The sequence below is a fragment of the Leclercia adecarboxylata genome (assembly GCF_006171285.1).
Classification (GTDB): domain Bacteria; phylum Pseudomonadota; class Gammaproteobacteria; order Enterobacterales; family Enterobacteriaceae; genus Enterobacter; species Enterobacter barmai.
This window is the reverse complement of sequence record NZ_CP040889.1, coordinates 4350500-4366132: the sequence shown is the minus strand read 5'-3', so window position 1 is coordinate 4366132 and position 15633 is coordinate 4350500. Positions and strand designations below refer to the sequence as shown.

Annotated in this window: 19 protein-coding genes and 1 pseudogene; 1 reads left to right on the top strand and 19 read right to left on the bottom strand. The window is 55.7% G+C overall.

Annotation, left to right across the window (positions count from 1 at the left end; translation table 11 throughout):
- Positions 1 to 9 precede the first annotated feature (9 nt).
- From FHN83_RS22750 to FHN83_RS28320, 6 genes and pseudogenes are all read right to left on the bottom strand, one after another.
- Complete coding sequence (locus tag FHN83_RS22750) at positions 10 to 588, bottom strand: tail assembly protein (RefSeq protein ID WP_255296464.1); 579 nt, start codon at positions 586 to 588, stop codon at positions 10 to 12.
- Entirely contained in the window at positions 576 to 1307 is a 732-nt protein-coding gene (locus FHN83_RS22745; protein WP_139565015.1) for a C40 family peptidase, read from the bottom strand. Before FHN83_RS22745 ends, FHN83_RS22750 begins: the two co-directional genes overlap by 13 nt.
- A 12-nt stretch (positions 1308 to 1319) precedes the next feature.
- The gene (locus FHN83_RS22740) at positions 1320 to 2090 is read right to left on the bottom strand and encodes a phage minor tail protein L (RefSeq protein ID WP_176556519.1); all 771 of its coding nucleotides are present in this window, start codon (positions 2088 to 2090) and stop codon (positions 1320 to 1322) included.
- Positions 2090 to 2338, bottom strand: a complete 249-nt coding sequence (locus FHN83_RS22735) for a phage tail protein (RefSeq protein ID WP_255296463.1) — start codon at positions 2336 to 2338, stop codon at positions 2090 to 2092. Before FHN83_RS22735 ends, FHN83_RS22740 begins: the two co-directional genes overlap by 1 nt.
- 60 nt (positions 2339 to 2398) lie before the next feature.
- Positions 2399 to 3302 (bottom strand): annotated as a pseudogene (locus FHN83_RS22730) (IS5 family transposase).
- Between the two features lie 34 nt (positions 3303 to 3336).
- Positions 3337 to 3486 carry a hypothetical protein gene (locus FHN83_RS28320; protein ID WP_255296462.1) on the bottom strand — a complete coding sequence of 50 codons (150 nt, stop codon included), beginning with the start codon at positions 3484 to 3486 and terminating at the stop codon, positions 3337 to 3339.
- Between the two features lie 181 nt (positions 3487 to 3667).
- Between FHN83_RS28320 and FHN83_RS22725 the strand changes: the two genes are divergently transcribed.
- Positions 3668 to 4135: a hypothetical protein gene (locus tag FHN83_RS22725; RefSeq protein ID WP_255296461.1), complete on the top strand. Its 468-nt coding sequence runs from the start codon at positions 3668 to 3670 to the stop codon at positions 4133 to 4135.
- Positions 4136 to 4397: 262 nt separating this feature from the next.
- On the opposite strand, the gene FHN83_RS22720 is transcribed toward FHN83_RS22725, so the two are convergent.
- From FHN83_RS22720 to FHN83_RS22655, 13 genes are all read right to left on the bottom strand, one after another.
- Positions 4398 to 5225, bottom strand: coding sequence for a DUF6694 family lipoprotein (locus FHN83_RS22720; protein ID WP_139565013.1), 828 nt, complete (start codon positions 5223 to 5225; stop codon positions 4398 to 4400).
- A gap of 96 nt (positions 5226 to 5321) precedes the next feature.
- Positions 5322 to 8375 carry a phage tail tape measure protein gene (locus FHN83_RS22715; RefSeq protein WP_139565012.1) on the bottom strand — a complete coding sequence of 1018 codons (3054 nt, stop codon included), beginning with the start codon at positions 8373 to 8375 and terminating at the stop codon, positions 5322 to 5324.
- On the bottom strand, positions 8375 to 8662 hold the full coding sequence (locus FHN83_RS22710; protein WP_103792440.1) for a DUF1799 domain-containing protein: 288 nt from the start codon (positions 8660 to 8662) through the stop codon (positions 8375 to 8377). Before FHN83_RS22710 ends, FHN83_RS22715 begins: the two co-directional genes overlap by 1 nt.
- A gap of 17 nt (positions 8663 to 8679) precedes the next feature.
- A complete protein-coding gene (locus FHN83_RS22705) occupies positions 8680 to 9018 on the bottom strand; it encodes a phage tail assembly chaperone (RefSeq protein ID WP_103792441.1) in 339 nt (112 codons plus the stop codon).
- A 41-nt stretch (positions 9019 to 9059) separates the two neighbouring features.
- The gene (locus FHN83_RS22700; RefSeq protein WP_103792442.1) at positions 9060 to 9992 is read right to left on the bottom strand and encodes a phage tail tube protein; all 933 of its coding nucleotides are present in this window, start codon (positions 9990 to 9992) and stop codon (positions 9060 to 9062) included.
- A gap of 46 nt (positions 9993 to 10038) precedes the next feature.
- A complete protein-coding gene (locus FHN83_RS22695) occupies positions 10039 to 10470 on the bottom strand; it encodes a phage tail terminator-like protein (RefSeq protein ID WP_255296460.1) in 432 nt (143 codons plus the stop codon).
- 7 nt (positions 10471 to 10477) lie between these two features.
- Positions 10478 to 11077 (bottom strand): hypothetical protein, encoded by a 600-nt coding sequence (locus FHN83_RS22690; RefSeq protein ID WP_139565010.1) that lies wholly within the window; start codon positions 11075 to 11077, stop codon positions 10478 to 10480.
- 2 nt (positions 11078 to 11079) lie between these two features.
- On the bottom strand, positions 11080 to 11433 hold the full coding sequence (locus FHN83_RS22685) for a hypothetical protein (protein ID WP_139565009.1): 354 nt from the start codon (positions 11431 to 11433) through the stop codon (positions 11080 to 11082).
- Position 11434: 1 nt separating this feature from the next.
- Positions 11435 to 11917, bottom strand: a complete 483-nt coding sequence (locus FHN83_RS22680; RefSeq protein ID WP_139565008.1) for a DnaT-like ssDNA-binding protein — start codon at positions 11915 to 11917, stop codon at positions 11435 to 11437.
- A 2-nt stretch (positions 11918 to 11919) separates the two neighbouring features.
- Entirely contained in the window at positions 11920 to 12261 is a 342-nt protein-coding gene (locus tag FHN83_RS28315) for a hypothetical protein (protein ID WP_176556518.1), read from the bottom strand.
- Between the two features lie 39 nt (positions 12262 to 12300).
- Positions 12301 to 13437, bottom strand: a complete 1137-nt coding sequence (locus FHN83_RS22670) for a P22 phage major capsid protein family protein (protein WP_032617994.1) — start codon at positions 13435 to 13437, stop codon at positions 12301 to 12303.
- 16 nt (positions 13438 to 13453) lie between these two features.
- Positions 13454 to 14206, bottom strand: a complete 753-nt coding sequence (locus FHN83_RS22665; protein WP_139565007.1) for a DUF6651 domain-containing protein — start codon at positions 14204 to 14206, stop codon at positions 13454 to 13456.
- Positions 14207 to 14525: 319 nt separating this feature from the next.
- A complete protein-coding gene (locus FHN83_RS22655) occupies positions 14526 to 15632 on the bottom strand; it encodes a phage minor head protein (RefSeq protein ID WP_139565006.1) in 1107 nt (368 codons plus the stop codon).
- Between the last annotated feature and the right edge of the window lies 1 nt (position 15633).

Below are 15633 nucleotides of genomic sequence, written 5' to 3'. Positions count from 1 at the left end.
CTGCCTTCGTCAGTTGAACCCCGATACTGGTCTCGTTCTCAACAGCCGGAAAGCCGGGGATCGGCGTCTGTGTCTGCGTGCCCGGTTCACTGCGCCGCCGAAGGCATAGCTGGGCTTATTGTCTGGGTCATCACGCCCCTGCAGGCCTTTGGGCTGTGGTGAGAGCATCTGGTAGATACCGCCTGCCATCATTGAGCCACCGGACATTATCAATCCAGCAGCAAACGTCGCACCGATACCGGTCCAGCCAGTTAGAATACCTGTCGCAATACCGGCAACGACCATAACAGCACCCAGTATCGTCTGGAACATACCCGCCTTTTTCGCCCCCTCCATCACTGGTGCGATACGGATATCACTGTCCCCGGCCAGATCCCTGAAGTCATCTGCACCGATATTGCGCTTACCGCGGAACACTGCGAAAGTCATGCCGTTCTTTTTGGCGTTCATCAGGTAGCTTTCAAGCCCGTCGAAGTTGATGCAGAGTGCCTTTACGGCCTCTGCCGAGGTCTGAACCGACAGTCGGTGAACGCGGCCAAACCGGGCCCCCAGGGCGCCATACAGTCGAATAGTGGTTAAACGCGCCATGGCTGAATCTCCTGCTGCAGGTCTTTGTGACGGACGCAGATCATGGTCCGGTCTTTGAAGTAGCCGCGGGCGTACGGCGTGACGCATGAAGGCTGACCGTAAAGATGGTGCAGCAGCTCGCCTTCTTCGGTAATGATCCCCGCGTGGTTCCACTTAGCGGATTCAACCTGCATGATGACCATGCAGCCGGTTGTCGGGTCGCATTCGACAAACCCTTCCCGCTCCCAGTTGTCGAAATAGAGGTTGTCCGGGTACTGACTTTCCCACCATGGGTAATCCACCCGGAAATCGTTAAGCATCACGCCCTGGGTGGCATGCCAGTCCATGACCAGCCCCCAGCAGTCGTGCGAGCCCAGAATGAACGGGCGGCCAATCAGCGGGATGGCGTCCGGCGTTACCTCTGCATATTCATCGCAGTCCGGCGCGTAGATGCCCCAGACTACGCCGGAGTTATTGCACTGCTGGCGATCGAGGTCTGAAGGGATAGGCCGGGCGCCGTCGCCTGGATGGGAGTGAATGATGCGGATAATGGTTCCAGCATCCTCAGCATTCGCCCAGTGTTCGCCGTCAATGCGGAAATGCTCTGTCGGATTTTCGTGGCTGTTCGGTACCGGGATGTAACGCTGACGCCGCCCCGCTTGGATAACGAAGCCGCAGCACTCGCGCGGGGATTCCTCCAACGCATGCGCGCGGATCGCCGCCATAATGGTTTTGTTCATTAGTATGTCCGGTTATCGGGAGAAGAGAACGGTTGCCGGGAAGCCGCCAAAGTCGAGGTTTGCTGCGTTAGGATCTGCCAGTCCAGCACCAAACCGTTTAAGACAGTCACTCAGGCAGCCGCCGCACACGTCCAGCGCCGGATCAGCGACCGCATTGCCTTTCGCATCGAAATACGCCGTGCCGTTGTAGGTGCAGCCGTCGCCGCTGCGGTACTGGCCGCGCAGCGCCCATTCGCAGAGCGAAGTGATTTGCCGGGTGGGGATCACCAGCCCCTGCAGGTCTGCAGGACTGCTCATTGCCCAGGACACCACCTCGTCGTCTTCTGAGGTTTTGGTATCGAGCCAAAAGGTTTGCAGGGAGAACGCCGTCGGATCCGCTGTCGGGTTTACGCCGCCCGGAAAGTTCACCGCATCGAGATAAATGGCATAGGTGTCGATGATGCTCACCTTCGCATTTACCATGTCCTTGAACTGCAGACACAGCGCGGTGATATGCCCATCGAGGTTGGAAGCATTAAGCTTTGGCTCAGCGGCCTGATCAGTTGATAGAGACAGATCCGCCACCTGAAAAGGCCAGAACTCGTATGCGTTGCCATCCCAGATTATGGGCTTCGGTCCCAGTTTGGATTCGTCACCGTTTGCCGCGTCAATCTCTGCTGGCGTGTGAGGGAATGGGGCATAGTGAAAGCGGTGGATCCCACCACTGAACTCGGAGGCGTCCACTTCGACCAGGCGGACTCTGCCACCCGGTGCCAGCATCGCCGCCTGATCGACAAGTGCCATTATGCGTAGACTCCGTAGGCCCGTTTGATAGTGAAGGTCAACTCAGAGAATTTGCTGTTCAGTTGGTTTTTCCGCACGGAGTCAGCGACAACCCGGTACAGCCCTTTCACCTCACCTGGCGGCGTGATGATGAAGGCCTTGACCGTGTGGGCAAGCAGGAAGTCGCGGATCGTGTTTACTTCCGCCTCTGCGCCGACATGCTTCATCGGTACCTGAATGGCCGTGGAGTTAATACCGTTTTCGGCCACCTGCGGCCTTGTTGATCAAATCCAAAGTCGGATACTCGCTCCCCAACCCGCCGGGCGGGCTTAGTTGACGGCCTGCCGAATGGGCATACCAAGCCCTATGACCTTGTTCATGACTTTTACCCCAGCCAGGATCTCACCCACCTGGGCGTTGTAGCTCCGCAGACTCAGTTTCGGACCGATGAGCTGCTTGAAGCGATACATGGCGGTCTCAGCTATCGAGCGCTGATGATAGCCAGAGTCCTTTTTCCATTGCTCCAGCTCTCCTGCCTTGAGCGCGGCAACCGCCTCGTTGCGTGGATGGCCTGTCTTCCAGAATGCCGCATTTTTTCTCGGCGGTATGGTGGCCTTGGCGCCCTTCTTTGTAGTAGGGCATAACAGGCTTTGGTGTCATAGGCACCATCGGCGCTGACTTGTTCTATCTTGCGGCGGGGTTGAGCAGCGTGGGCAGCACCTCGTTATCGCCCACCGTTTGCTGACTTCGGCTGCGACGATGGCATGGGTCGCCGCATCTACGGCCGTGAAGCTTGCGCCAGACGCGGCGTTTCTCCTGCCGTGCTTGCGAATTTTCCATTCGCCCTCGCCATAGACCTTGAGTCCGGTGGCATCGATGACCGTGAGCTACTGGGCCATGGCTCGGTAGGCGGTACTTGATTTCGACCGTCTTGGCGCGCTTGCTGATACAGCTGTAGTCCGGCGACTGTAAGGGCACATTCATCAGCTGGAACAGCGAGTTGATGAAGCCTTCCAAGGCACGCAGCGGTAGCTTGAATACCGCCTTGAGCATCAGCGCGGTTTCAATGGCGGAGTCGCTGTAATGGAAGCCTCGCCCTCGGCGGCCATGATGGGTCTGGCAATGCCACTGCTGGATGGCTTGCTCATCCATCCAGACGGTCAACGAACCACGTTGCACCAAGGCTTGGTTGTACTGTTTCCAGTTGCTGATCTTGTGCTTGGACTTGCCCATCTGGCGCTCCCGGTGGTGAACCTAAGAGATCAGATCACCAAACTGCGGGATAGTTCCCTGATTTGAGCAACAACGCCGCCACCTGCTCGTAACCATCGCCAAACTGGGCCGCACGCAGCGCCTGGCTGTATTCGACAGGACCAGCGCCAAGCTGCGAGCGCCAGTTGTAGGTTTCAACTGCCATATTTGCTCCATAAAAAAACCAGCCGGAGCTGGGTTCGATAGATAAAAATAATTTCAGACTACATCCGTACAATAAATAAGGTATCGTTACAGAACGCAGCTGTTAATCTTTAAAGAAAGTTTACATCTTCAAATAATGGCCTTGTAATAATTACTCCAGACATCATTACCAGGAATCATCAATGGATAAATACAATCGAGCTGCTCAGCACGAACTATTACAGGAACTGTATAACCGAGCACCTTATGGAATCACGCAAGAGCGTAAGCCTTATTATATGCGGTCCTTTGGAAACGTAGATAATCTGGTAGCGAATCTCTTTTATCTGTATGAACACGAACTACTTGAATGTCTTTTTCTAAAAGAGCTGTCAGGTAAAATTTCAGTTCAACTAGAAAGCTTGAAAATTACCAGTAAAGGCATTGATTTCATTAGAGATGATGGCGGTTTGGGCGCCATACTTAACGTGCATACTATCAGGTTCCACCGTGACGCTGTCATAGTGCTGGAAGACCTTATCGCCATATCTAATCTAAACGATGCTGATAAGGAAAAAGCAAAATCAGCTTTAGGCGCTCTATCAACAGAAGCTCTAAAAACACTCGTTCAAACAGTTACGACTGCTGGTTTACACGTGCTTATGAAATAACAGGTATCCGCCAAAGAGCGGCACTGCACCATTGCATAATCTTACCCTAGAGGAATGAATGAAGCGGATTTGGCTATTAGTTCTGGTTGTTATCATCTGCGCTGGCATGGCGCAGGATTACATGGACAGAAAAGCAGCGGAACGTGTTACTACGATCAGGCAATCATGTGTAACGGGGCATGGTTGCCAAAATATGTAAGCCCACCTGAGTGGGCTCCAAGCACAAGCCCCATTTGGGGCTTGGCGGTTAATTGAAGAGCCATTATTTAGCTGAATACTTGCTCATGAGCATGTCGAGTCGCTTTTGATCATTTTCGCCGAATCCTTCCGCATCAAACAAGGTATTGCCATCCGGACCATCAAGCCTCACGACCTCTACAGTAAATACGGCATCGTCAGGGGCTTCGACTTTTCCCCAATCTGAAAACATGTTTGGAAGCAGGGGCCAATCCGCTTTCTCACCTGGTTCGAGCCCTCCAGGGATCGGATAATTAAATGTATCTACCAACCATGGGATGGCTCGTCCGGGTGATGCAATCGTACCCTTAAAATATGCTCTAGATATCGGGGTGTTGGTTTTATTTTCAACACTTAATTCAATAACCGGGCGAGGTCTTCCATATTCTTGCTTTTGAAAATAAAACCGAGATTTGTTAACAACAAACTTCTTAAGCTCTTCCTTAGCCTGCTGAGATTTCACTCTCTTGTCTTGAAGATCTGCGATTTCTTGTAAAGCTTGCTTCTGTTCTTTTTGAGCCCGCTCCGCCTGAATAGCTTTAGCTTCGTTTATTATTTCTTCCCCTGTCTTTCCGTTCAGTGCATCCTTTGCTTTCTGAGCTTGCTGCATGGCGATTGCATCGCCATTTCCTGACAAAGCGCCAGCCATCATAGCTTTCATATCGACGCTATTCATTAATATGGTTGACGTTGCCTCACTAAATTCTTGTTGTTTATCTTCAGGAAGAGAATCCTTAACCTTCTGAAGAGACGACTTCATTGTTTCATCCGTTGAAGCGTCAATTTTTGGTTTATCGCACCCAGATAGCAATAAAGCCACAGAACAAATTAACAACATTTTTTTCACTATCATCCCCTTGAATAGCATGGTTTAACTCATGATAACCAAGGGATGAGTTGCTGTAACTAGGTATAGGTGATATTCACATGTCAGAACCTAAGGCAGGGCTTACTTTGTCTGGAACTGCCTACCAAGGAGACCATCGCTCCGAGCCGCTCTCATCAGAATTTCCGTCACCTTGACTTCAATTTCCTTTCCTAAAGCCCGCGCTGCAGCACTACCATCTCCAGACGTGTTTGATGATGTGTTGCCCTTGTTATCGACGTAGATATCAATATTGACCTGCGGTAGCGCACCACCTCCACCTTGCGCCCTGACCCCCAATCGCCCCGCAGAGTCCCGAGTAAGCGGCATGATCGCCTCAGCGCCTGCTTCAGCGAAGACCCCACCTTTCGCAAATTTCGATGCCCCCTGAAAGGTGAAGTGCTGAGGGGAATCATAGACGCCATTCACATATTTGCTGAGGCCTGGGGACTCGTAAACACCGCCTTTAGCGTTGAATGTAACGCCCGCGGCCGCATTGGCATAAGCGCCGCCAGGCGTAGCGCCACCACCAGACCCACCACTAATCCATCCCATTGCAGCCTGCACTGCGTAGGCAACCATGAGGCGGTTCGTCACATCCAGGATCATCTTGAGCATCGACTTGCCGAACTCTTTAATCGACGCTGTGCCTGTTGTCATAAGCTCAGTCAGCATGTCGCTTAGACCTGTTAGCGTGGAACTGGCAACGTTTTTCACGGCATCATAGGTATTCGTGGCAGCGTCCAGATATTCATTCCAGCCGCTTACAGCACCAGCTTTCCAATCACCGCGAAGTTTATCTTCTTCCGCGTAATACTTCCGAAGCGCTGCCAGTTCTTTTTCATACCCAGCATCTTCAAGCTTGCCGCCACCATTCAGCCACCCCTGTCGGAGCTGCGCTTCCTCCATCAGACGCTGCGTTTGACGACTACTTAACCCGGCACTATCACGCAATGCATCGGTCTTTTCAGCCATCTGTGTGACGTACTTGTTCGCCTGCTGAGCCAGCCCGTTAATCTTCTGCTGGGTCTCCACTTCCTTGTTTTTCTGATCCACCACCTTGGCGGCATTCAGAATGGCCTCGCGGCTCGACAGTAGAGATTTCTCCTGAGCAGTCAGGGCGCGAGTTTTGGAGGCCTCATCCAGTTCAGCAAAGTGGGATTGCTGTTTACTGAACTCTGTGTTTTTGGCGTGGGTCTCGCCGGTCTGCCGAAGGGTTTCGAGAGTTTCCGTTAGGGTTCTGGCTTGGGCGCGGTAGTTCTCCAGGGTGCGATCGCCCGCATCCAGCGTGGCCTTTGCTTCTCGGGTCTTTTTGGAAGAGTCCTCGGCAAGTTTCGATACCGCATCCCTCGATGCTCGGCTCGATCCACCCTCTCCTTTAACGTTTACACCTCGCGCTTCGGCTTCATAACTTGCCTGGGCGTTGGGTGCAGTAACCCGCTTCCAGAGTTCTTCGTAGCGTTTTTTGTTCGCCGCGATCTCTTTGTCAGCTTCAGTTCCGGCCTTTTTCATAGCCTCGACATCCATGCCGAGGAACTCAGTTATTGCACCGCCACCAGGTATTTTTTCAGCCCAGCCAGCTAAGGTCCCGGTAAATTTGGCATCCAATGAGGTGATATTGAGAAAGCGATCCTTTATCGACGCCTTAACCAAATCAAAAATATCCAGTACCTGATTTCCCCAGGCGCGGACGGTAACCCCAATATCATCAAAGGTGTCAGATGATGTTTTCTTCAGCCATTGCCAGGACTGCCCGATATTGTCGGTCGCCCTGGTGGTCTCTTCTGCTCGTTTTGCCATTACGCCAGCAAACAGATCAATGGCTTCGGTAACTGCCGCCTGCTCCCCTTTCTGCTTACGCAGCTGGATAATGTGCTTCATCATGGCTTCGTCGACAAAGCCATATTGCTCATTTAGGCTGGCCAGCCCTTTCACCGGGTCGCTGACAATCTTGCCAAAGTCGACCATCGCCGTTTTGGTATCGTTGCCTGCCTTGCCCATCAGGGTGATGGACGTGGCGATCTGCTTCATCTGGCTGGCGGTATATTTGCCAGTGTCATTCAGCGCAACCAGGGTATCGACCGTCGAGCTGACCGAGGTGTTCGTCTTGCCCGCCACCTCTTCAGCGGCCTGGTTGAGCTGCTGCATTGAGGCGAAGCCAGCGCCGCCCATCATGATGACAGAGCGCGCCACCTGATCGAACTGTTCAGACGAACTGTACGCGGCTGCAGCCAGCAGGCCAATGGTGCCAACCAGACCACCCAAGGCAATCGTGGTTGGGTTAATCATCCCGACCATGCTGCGGATGTATTCACCTACGCCGGACAGCGCCCCCTGCACTGAGCCAAACTGGTCTTTAATCTGCCCGCCCTGCTGGAGCAGGATCAGGAACGGAGACTGCCCACCAGCCAGCTGGGTAGCAATATCGGTGAACTGTGCTGGCAGCGTGCGCATGGCCGCGCTGTACTGGCCCACGGAGATACCGGCGCGGCGTGCAGCTAACTCTTGCCGGGAAAGTGCATCAGGCAGCACGTCTGCCACTCCAGAGAGCCGCTCACGCGTCTGGTTAAGGATGGTGTTGAAATGCTCGAACTGGGTGCCGTTAATGCGCCCTGCTTCGAAGTGTGCCACCAGCTGCGCATGCTGCTCGTCCAGCGAGTTGAATGCGCGGATCGTCGGGTCGATTGAACCCAGCAGGTTCTTCAGCGCGGCTGATTGCTTCTCTGCCGCGTGAGTGGCCGCGAGTTCTGCCTGGGCACGCGCAGCTGCTTCGCCGGTATCCGTCAGCTTAAGTCGGGTATCGTCCAGGATTTTGTTGTAGTGCTGAAAATCGTCGGTATCCAGGAAGCCTTTGGTCTGGAAGTTACGCAGCGCAGCCTGCTGTTCATCCAGGCGGTTCAGCGCCTTGTTTACCGGATCGATATTCTCCAGCAGGCCTTTGAGCGCAGTCTGCTGCTCTTTGAGACCTTCGCTGCCCTGTTTCGCAGACTCAGCGCCAGCGCGGAATACACTGTTAAGGTCATCGGCTTTACCTACGGCTCCCGCCGCGGCTTCACCGAGTTTATCCAGTTCATTGCTGGCTGTTTTCAGATCGGATACGTCAGCACGCAATGTGATCGAGGCGATTTGGTCACTCATCAGGCCGTCTCCTTATGCATCACTTTGAGAGCCTCGCTTTCCATGATTCGAATATCAGCCATGCAGGCCGCCGCATCCTCAACCCCGTGCAATTCAAACACCCAAGGGAGAACGTTGTAATCAAGACCGGTCGCACCGCTCGCACCGACGCGCCATTGGGTCGCCAGAGTGGAGAAGACGGTAAAGGCCTCCCATATGGATGGCAGGATCCCCACCTCTTCCTCCACGTCCTCAGGCGTTAAACCAAAAGCGGCTAACTCCGCGAGTGTCGGTCCCGGTGTATACATCGCTGCGGCGACCTGCCTCAGTTTTTTTCGCGGATACCCATCAGCTCTTTGGTGTAGGCCAGGCCGATGCTGTCGAACGCGCGCGGATAGTTCTGCAGGAGGACGATCACGTTATCGCGGGTGAACTCATCCGGCAGCGCCCAGCCGTCGACGATTTCCATCAGATAGTCGGCCTGTGGCGCGATAGGCGCTTTTTTGCCATCGGCTTTTTTTTGCAGTTGCTCGTCCAGAGCGCGCAGCTCTTCAAGCGTTTTATGGCGGAAGCTGAAGGTCAGTTTGCCGTCTTCTTTCCCGGCTTGTGGGATGCTGGCAGTAGCTGAAAACGTTGGGTTCGGGATCAGGGAGAATTGAGTCATTGATTCATCTCAGAATAGCCCGGCGAACCGGGCATAAATGGTTAGCTGACGGTGACGGCGCAAGCAGCTGAAGTGAGCGTCTTGCCTGCAGCGTCGGTGACTTCGCAGATGTAAGAGCCCGCATCGCCGGATGCGATAGATGGGATGTTGAACGTCGAAGCTGTTTTGCCAGGGATGGCGGTGCTGCCCTTCTTCCACACGTAGGTGTAAGGTGCGGAGCCGCCCTGCATAACCACAGCCAGATCCAATGCAGCGCCAACTGCGAGGGTTTTGGTGGCTGGCAGGTTGGTCAGGAACGCCAGCGGCACAGCGGAGGCATCGGCGATCGGGTAAATCTGCATATCCGATTCGAAGTTCATGCGCGCGTCGTTGCTTTCCACCGCGTTGATTTCGGTACGCGGCACGCGCTGGAAAGATACTTTGGCGGAGTAGTAACGATCCGCTTTGCCACGCGGGTTGTGGAACCATACCGCCGTGGTGTCGCTGGAGTCGTCCAGGTCGATGAGACGCTTGTAGATCGCCAGCATCGGGTCATGCGCGAAGGTGTAGACCTGAACCACGGCGTTTTTGAACGTAGGGATGGTACGGGCCTTATCATCTTCCAGGAACTGGACACTGATGGTCTGCTGGTCGCCGCCTTCGGTAGAGAGCGTCATGACCTGAGGCATGGTGATCCACGAGTCGATTTTGCGCAGTGTGCCTGCGCCGGTGCCCGCCGGGAATTTCTTGGTATCGGTGGTATCGAACGCTTCCAGCACAATTTTGGTACTGGTTACCGATTTAACGCGCAGCACCATGTTATCGAGTTTGAGCCAGCCAGAACTGACTTGGACAACATCGCCCGCGAGAATCCCGGCAGCAGAGGCAACGGTCAGTTCGCATTCCGTCGCGTTGGAGGCTGCAGTGAAGACAATCGGCGCAAGATAGGCCTTGGCCACGTTCACACGTGACCCGTTAGGGATTGCGAATGCCATTGCATTCTCCTGAATTGAGGTAATAAAAAACCCGCCAGGCGGCGGGTCAGTAATCAGCGCGGTACTGCATGCTGACGGGGGTGGTGTAGGTTATAGAGCCGCTACTGCCGTTTGGTGCTGATGTCGGACGATCCTGTATCGGCGTACGCACCTGCGGTGGACCGTTGATGTAGACGGTCAGGTCACCATCCACCATCGGCAGACCTTCGGGGAAGGCATCAACAACAGACTTTGCCAGTCCCCTGGCCTGAGACACGCCGCTGCCGGCAGGCGCGATGATGTTGAGCTGAAGAATGCCCTGGTACGTACGCAACTGGCCTTCCATGTCCTGCCCTACGGTCTGCGCAGGCAGGATATAAACGCGCCCGTATGGCACATTATCCGGGGGACTGAACGCGATGTTCGGCCAGGCCACCGGCAGTCCGAGGGAGGAGCAGATTACCGCAACCCGGCTCTCAAGCAGGTCAGCGATCCGCATTGACTGGTCACCGGCCATTACGCACCTCGCTCATTGCTTCACGGAACAGCTGCGCGGCGTCCAGAGCAGTTACTCGCACCATGCCGCCCGGTGCCTGAGTGGAGTGACCCTCTTCCAGAGCCCTGGCGTAAGGCATGTTGTTGGTGAAGTAAATCGAGCTGACCTGGCCCACCCTGAACACCTCGAGCACCGCCATGCCACGGGAGTTTGAACCTTGGCCGGAAGCGTCCGGTGTATCGTTAGACTGAGTAGGCTGGCTGTCGAAACCCACATACCAGTTGTTTTTGAAGCGCCCGCCGACATAACCCTCAGGCTTTTTGATGTCCATCGAGTCATTTACGCGCAGACCACGCTTAAGCCGTCCCGATTTGGTCAGGTTGGCAGGGTCATCGCGAAGGGCCGCGTTATGCTCCCGCACCGCAGTATTGTACGCTGTCGCGGTCTGGTTGACCTGCCAGATATCAGGCTGGCCCACCGGGGACATTTCAACCAGTTGAGCGAGGATTTTAATGCCCGTCCGGCGCACCACCTGATCCATCTCCTGCTTCGAACTATCCATAAATAACTGAATGGCAGCCAGGAACGGCTGATTAACAGAGCTGGCCATAGTCACGCCCTCAGCTGGATGTTGTAGGAGATGAGTAACTCGGCAGGCTTAACCGGATTAGGCTGCACCACCCGCCATGCTTTGCCGTCGATCTCGATGCGGTCGTCAATACGCACTTCCGTTTCGGCTGTGGCCGCCAGCTTTTTATCGCCAGTAGTAATCAGAGAGCCATCTATTTCACGAGAGGAGTATTCAGTGACAACGCCAGTGACGGTCGCAGTGATAGCCGGGGTGGTTACCTCTTTGCCGAACTTATCGCGGGTAGTGCCGCCACCGCGGGTAAGCGGATAAGCCTTCCCGTTCTCGGTCAGCAGTCGCGTTGCGGTGTTTCGCATGCGGCGGTAGTCGATTGGCATATCACCCCCTTTCGATGCGAATCTGATTGCCGCCCACCACCAGCCCACGCAACGAGGAGTAGAGCCAGGGGAATGACGGTGCCGCCTTATTCGTGCCCGGTTCGTACTGGACCGTGACTGCGCCCTCTACGCGTTCCATCGTTACCGCACCACCACCAGCGACCGACGGCGTGAGATCAATCTCCTGCGATTCGAGAGCCAGGCGGCACTGCGCATCAACCAGGCGCTGTGGGATGGTGTCATCTGGCAGGTCAACGCCGTCGAAGTGCACGCCCGCACGCGGCCACGATAGCGGCTGTGATGCACTGGAGCGTGCGCCGCGCCATGTCTTGCCTTCCAGATAGTCCATCGCCTGCATCAGCATCTGGCCACATTCGCCATCATCCGCGGGAACGGCATATCCGCGCCCCGCCGCGAACGTGCGAAGGTCAATAACGCTGGCGTAGCTGTTGAAGTCAGGCGAATGGGGATCGGCAACCAGCATTGTTATTCCTCCAGACGCCAGTCCAGCGCCAGCCAGTTATCCACTTCGTCAGGGTGAACCTCAGCGCTCAGCGGGCCGCCGGGAAATTCAGGCTCATCGCGCACCATCACCACAAGCTCAACACCCTGCTGGTCCTGCTGCTGGTCCTGCTGCTGGTCCTGCTGCTGGTCCTGCTGCTGGTCCTGCTGCTGGTCCTGCTGCTGGTCCTGCTGCTGGTCCTGCTGCTGGTCCTGCTGCTGGTCCTGCTGCTGGTCCTGCTGGACAGGAGTTTGTTCAGCGCCATTCTGCGCGGCAAGCTTTTCAGCCTCACGCTGTGCGCGCTGCTCTTTGGTCAATCCGGCCATTGGGCCTCCTGAATAAGAAAGGGGCCGAAGCCCCCTGGGTTAACCCATGATGATGGTGGAGTGTTCAGGCTGAACAGATGCCACACCCCATGCCACACCAACCTCGTAACGCACCTGACGGTACTGGCGATACAGCGCGATCTGGAAGGTGATACCAGAGACCGGATCGGTTACGTTCATCACGTCGTCAGCGGTATCGCCGCCTTTAGGCATGGCCGGGGTACGGCAAGCCAGCAGGAATGCGTTACGGTCAAAGGCAACGTTTGGCGCGAACTCGCTCAGCACAGTGACAGTTGCCTGGTCTGCAAGATCCTGACGCAGGCCCGGCGCGCCGATGGTGATAGTGGAAGAGGTTGCCGCTACGACCATGTACTGGTTGTCATCGCCATCGAACTTCACTGCGGTTCCGGCAGCAATACCGCCAGTGCCAGCAGAGATAGCAACAATGATGTCGCCCTCTTTCTTCGCGCCGTTGACCTTATAGCCCGCAGCAGAGCTTTTCGCGGTGCGCTTGATGTTGGCGGATTCGTGCAGGTTAAAGCCCATCACACGACCAATAATGCCTTCACGCAGCAGCTGATCGGTACCGGCTTCGTTCGCTTTGAACAGTACGGACTGTTTACCACGGATGGACGCCATCGCTTCGCCGCCCAGGACCATGCGCAGGTCAGTGGTTGGGGCGCCGTTATCAGTCAGCACCTGGCGAGCGTTCGCCGCATCAGACAAGTCGTCTTTGATGCTGAACGGGGTGTCTTTCGGCGCACCAACTGCCCGGGAAGACTTGTAAGCCAGCCCTGCCAGGTCAGCGTCCATTTCGTTGCTCAGAGCGCGGAACGCCTGAGAGAACTGGTCAGCCAGGACAATGTCATAGGTACCAGATGGCCCGATGGCAAGCTGCTCTTCACCATTCCATTTGACCGGGGCCATTTTGGACTTGGTGATTTTGACGTCCACAGTACCAATGTTCTGATCACCGTCGTTTGGCGCGGTTGCTGCCGGAGTGATATCAACGGTGGTGGTTTTTGGTGCGACCGGTGCGGTCACGGTCTGGTCTTTAGCCGCGGCATCGGCTTTGGCGTTACGGGCCACCGCCGGGATAAAGCCCACCTGCTCGCGGGATACGCGATTCAGGGCGGTGAAGATGGTTGGGATGAGGCCAGTGAGGGTGTTGGACATTCAGATTTCCTTTCGGTTAATCAACGATGCTCGTGCCGCCGCCAATTACCGTTTGTTGTTCAACTGGCGGTAAGGCGTCGAAAGCAGCGCGTTTCATGGTTTTCTGCCCGGCCTGATGCTGCGACTGGTGAGAGCCACCGCCGCTGTTGCCGGACGCTTTGAGGATGTAGTCTTTCTGCGGATGCAACTCGACCAGGGATTCCAGCGCTTCATCGAAGCCAGCCAGTTCGCCGGGCTTGGTGCGGGAGAACACCTTGTTGCCCTGCCCGTCGTAGGCCACGACCTTGCCATCTTCGATTTTGAAGTTCTGGCCGAAGTGGGAACGCACGAACTCAGCCGGGATCGCCATCTTCTCGGAGATAAATTTCGAACCACCGAAGCGGCCGCCGATCATCTCGTCGTAGAGCTGGGTTTCGAGCTGTTTGGTCTTGCCGTTCGCTTCGTCCAGCTGCTGCTGGTAAACCTTGGTGATCTCGGCCTTCACCTGGTCAACGGCGCCAGCGTCGATCAGCTTCTTCTGGTCGATTTTGGTCATCATTTCCAGGGCCTCAAGCGCCTTGGTCGGGTCGGAGATGCCAGCGAATTTCGCGAGACTGGCTTCCGCCGCCTCCTTCGCCTCACGGTGAGTTTTGGCTTCACCGTTCAGGGAGGTGATTTTGGTCATCGCTGCGGCTGCATCGAACGGGAACTCCTTGCCGTCATCATGGACGTACACAGGCATACCGTTTTCAACGACCACATTTCCGTTAGCATCGAGTTTGAGTTTCATTGTTTTGCTCCAGCCTTCCGGCCATTGGTAGTGGGTCATCCGACCCGGTCACCGCGTCGCATCCGCTCAGCGGCAGGCATAAAAAAGGCCGCCCGGAGGCAGCCTGTTAGATAAATTCGACGGTTACTACGCCGCGCAGTTTGCGGGTATAGACTTCATCGCGCTTTCGCTTGTGGATCCGAATTGGGTATGGGTAAAAGCATGCGATTCCTCGCTTAACATCCGCCCATATGCAGCGTTTGACCTCGTTGCCGTTAACGAACACCCGTCGCTTACCGCGTCCGTCTCCAACGTGGTGTAAATCTTCGTTACGCATAAATTATCCTTTTAACACCAGCACATCCACGCGGCGCAGTTCGTCCAGGGTCAGGAACTCCCCGGCATCGTTAAACATCTCCGGCACCGTGATTTTGCCGTCACGTAGCATCATGGCCCGGGTTACGCCCAGCACCTGTTCCTGCCGCGCGTACGGTTGCCGGGTAAGCCAGTCGGCATAGCTGGTATGCGCTGGCACCTGCCCGTCCATCGACGCACGCGTAGCGCTGCTCAGTTCGCCTGAGGCTATCTGCAGCTCTTCCCACGATTTGGTAATCAGGATTTCACCGGAGCGACAGCAGAAGTGGATTTTGCCGGGCCCGCGCAGATAAGGGATCGCATGCCCAAGCGGCTTGCCGTCGAGCGTGTAGAGCTTGCGGTCACGGATTATGCACCACTGGCTAGTATGCGTATCGAGCGTGGAGGACCACTGTTTGGCCTTCACGATATCGCTGTTGGCCTGGGCGAACTCCTGACGCGCTGTGGCGGCCATGTGATTCACCGCGGTGCGGGTCACCACCGCCAGGTCGCGCCGGGATGCGTTGATCACCCCGTCTTCACGGTTGAGTTTTGGCGTGCCAGCAGCGCGCCGGGCAATCTGTTCTACCGTCTCGCCCTGGAGGAAACCGGAGCGCACAGCATTTGTGATTTTGTCCAGCCGGTCGGCTTCAAGCTTCTGGCCCCACTCCTTCAGCAATCTCCCCTGGAATGGCTGCGCTGCTGCTGCGGCGTAGACCTGCTCAGGTGCGATGCTTTGCAACGGCACATGCTTAAGGATCTGCTTCGGGATGATGCTGCTGAACAGGTCCAGCTGATACCCGGCCTCATATTCAACGTAGCGCGTCAGTTCCCGCGCCAGAGTATCATTAACCGGTTCATATGCCTGTTGGTTGAGGTCACGCACACCAGCCAGCAGCGAAGCCAGGCGGCGGGCGCTGTAGGTGTCGGCACGCTTGCCATCCAGCAGCACCACCAGTTTTGCCGCCAGGTCAGCATCCAGCTTGCTCAGCAGCGCCACCATGCGCCGTGCGACGCCATTACCATAGCGGGTAACATAGAGGCCATGCGCTATCGTCTCATCCTGAAGGCGATCATTGACGGAGCGGGCCATA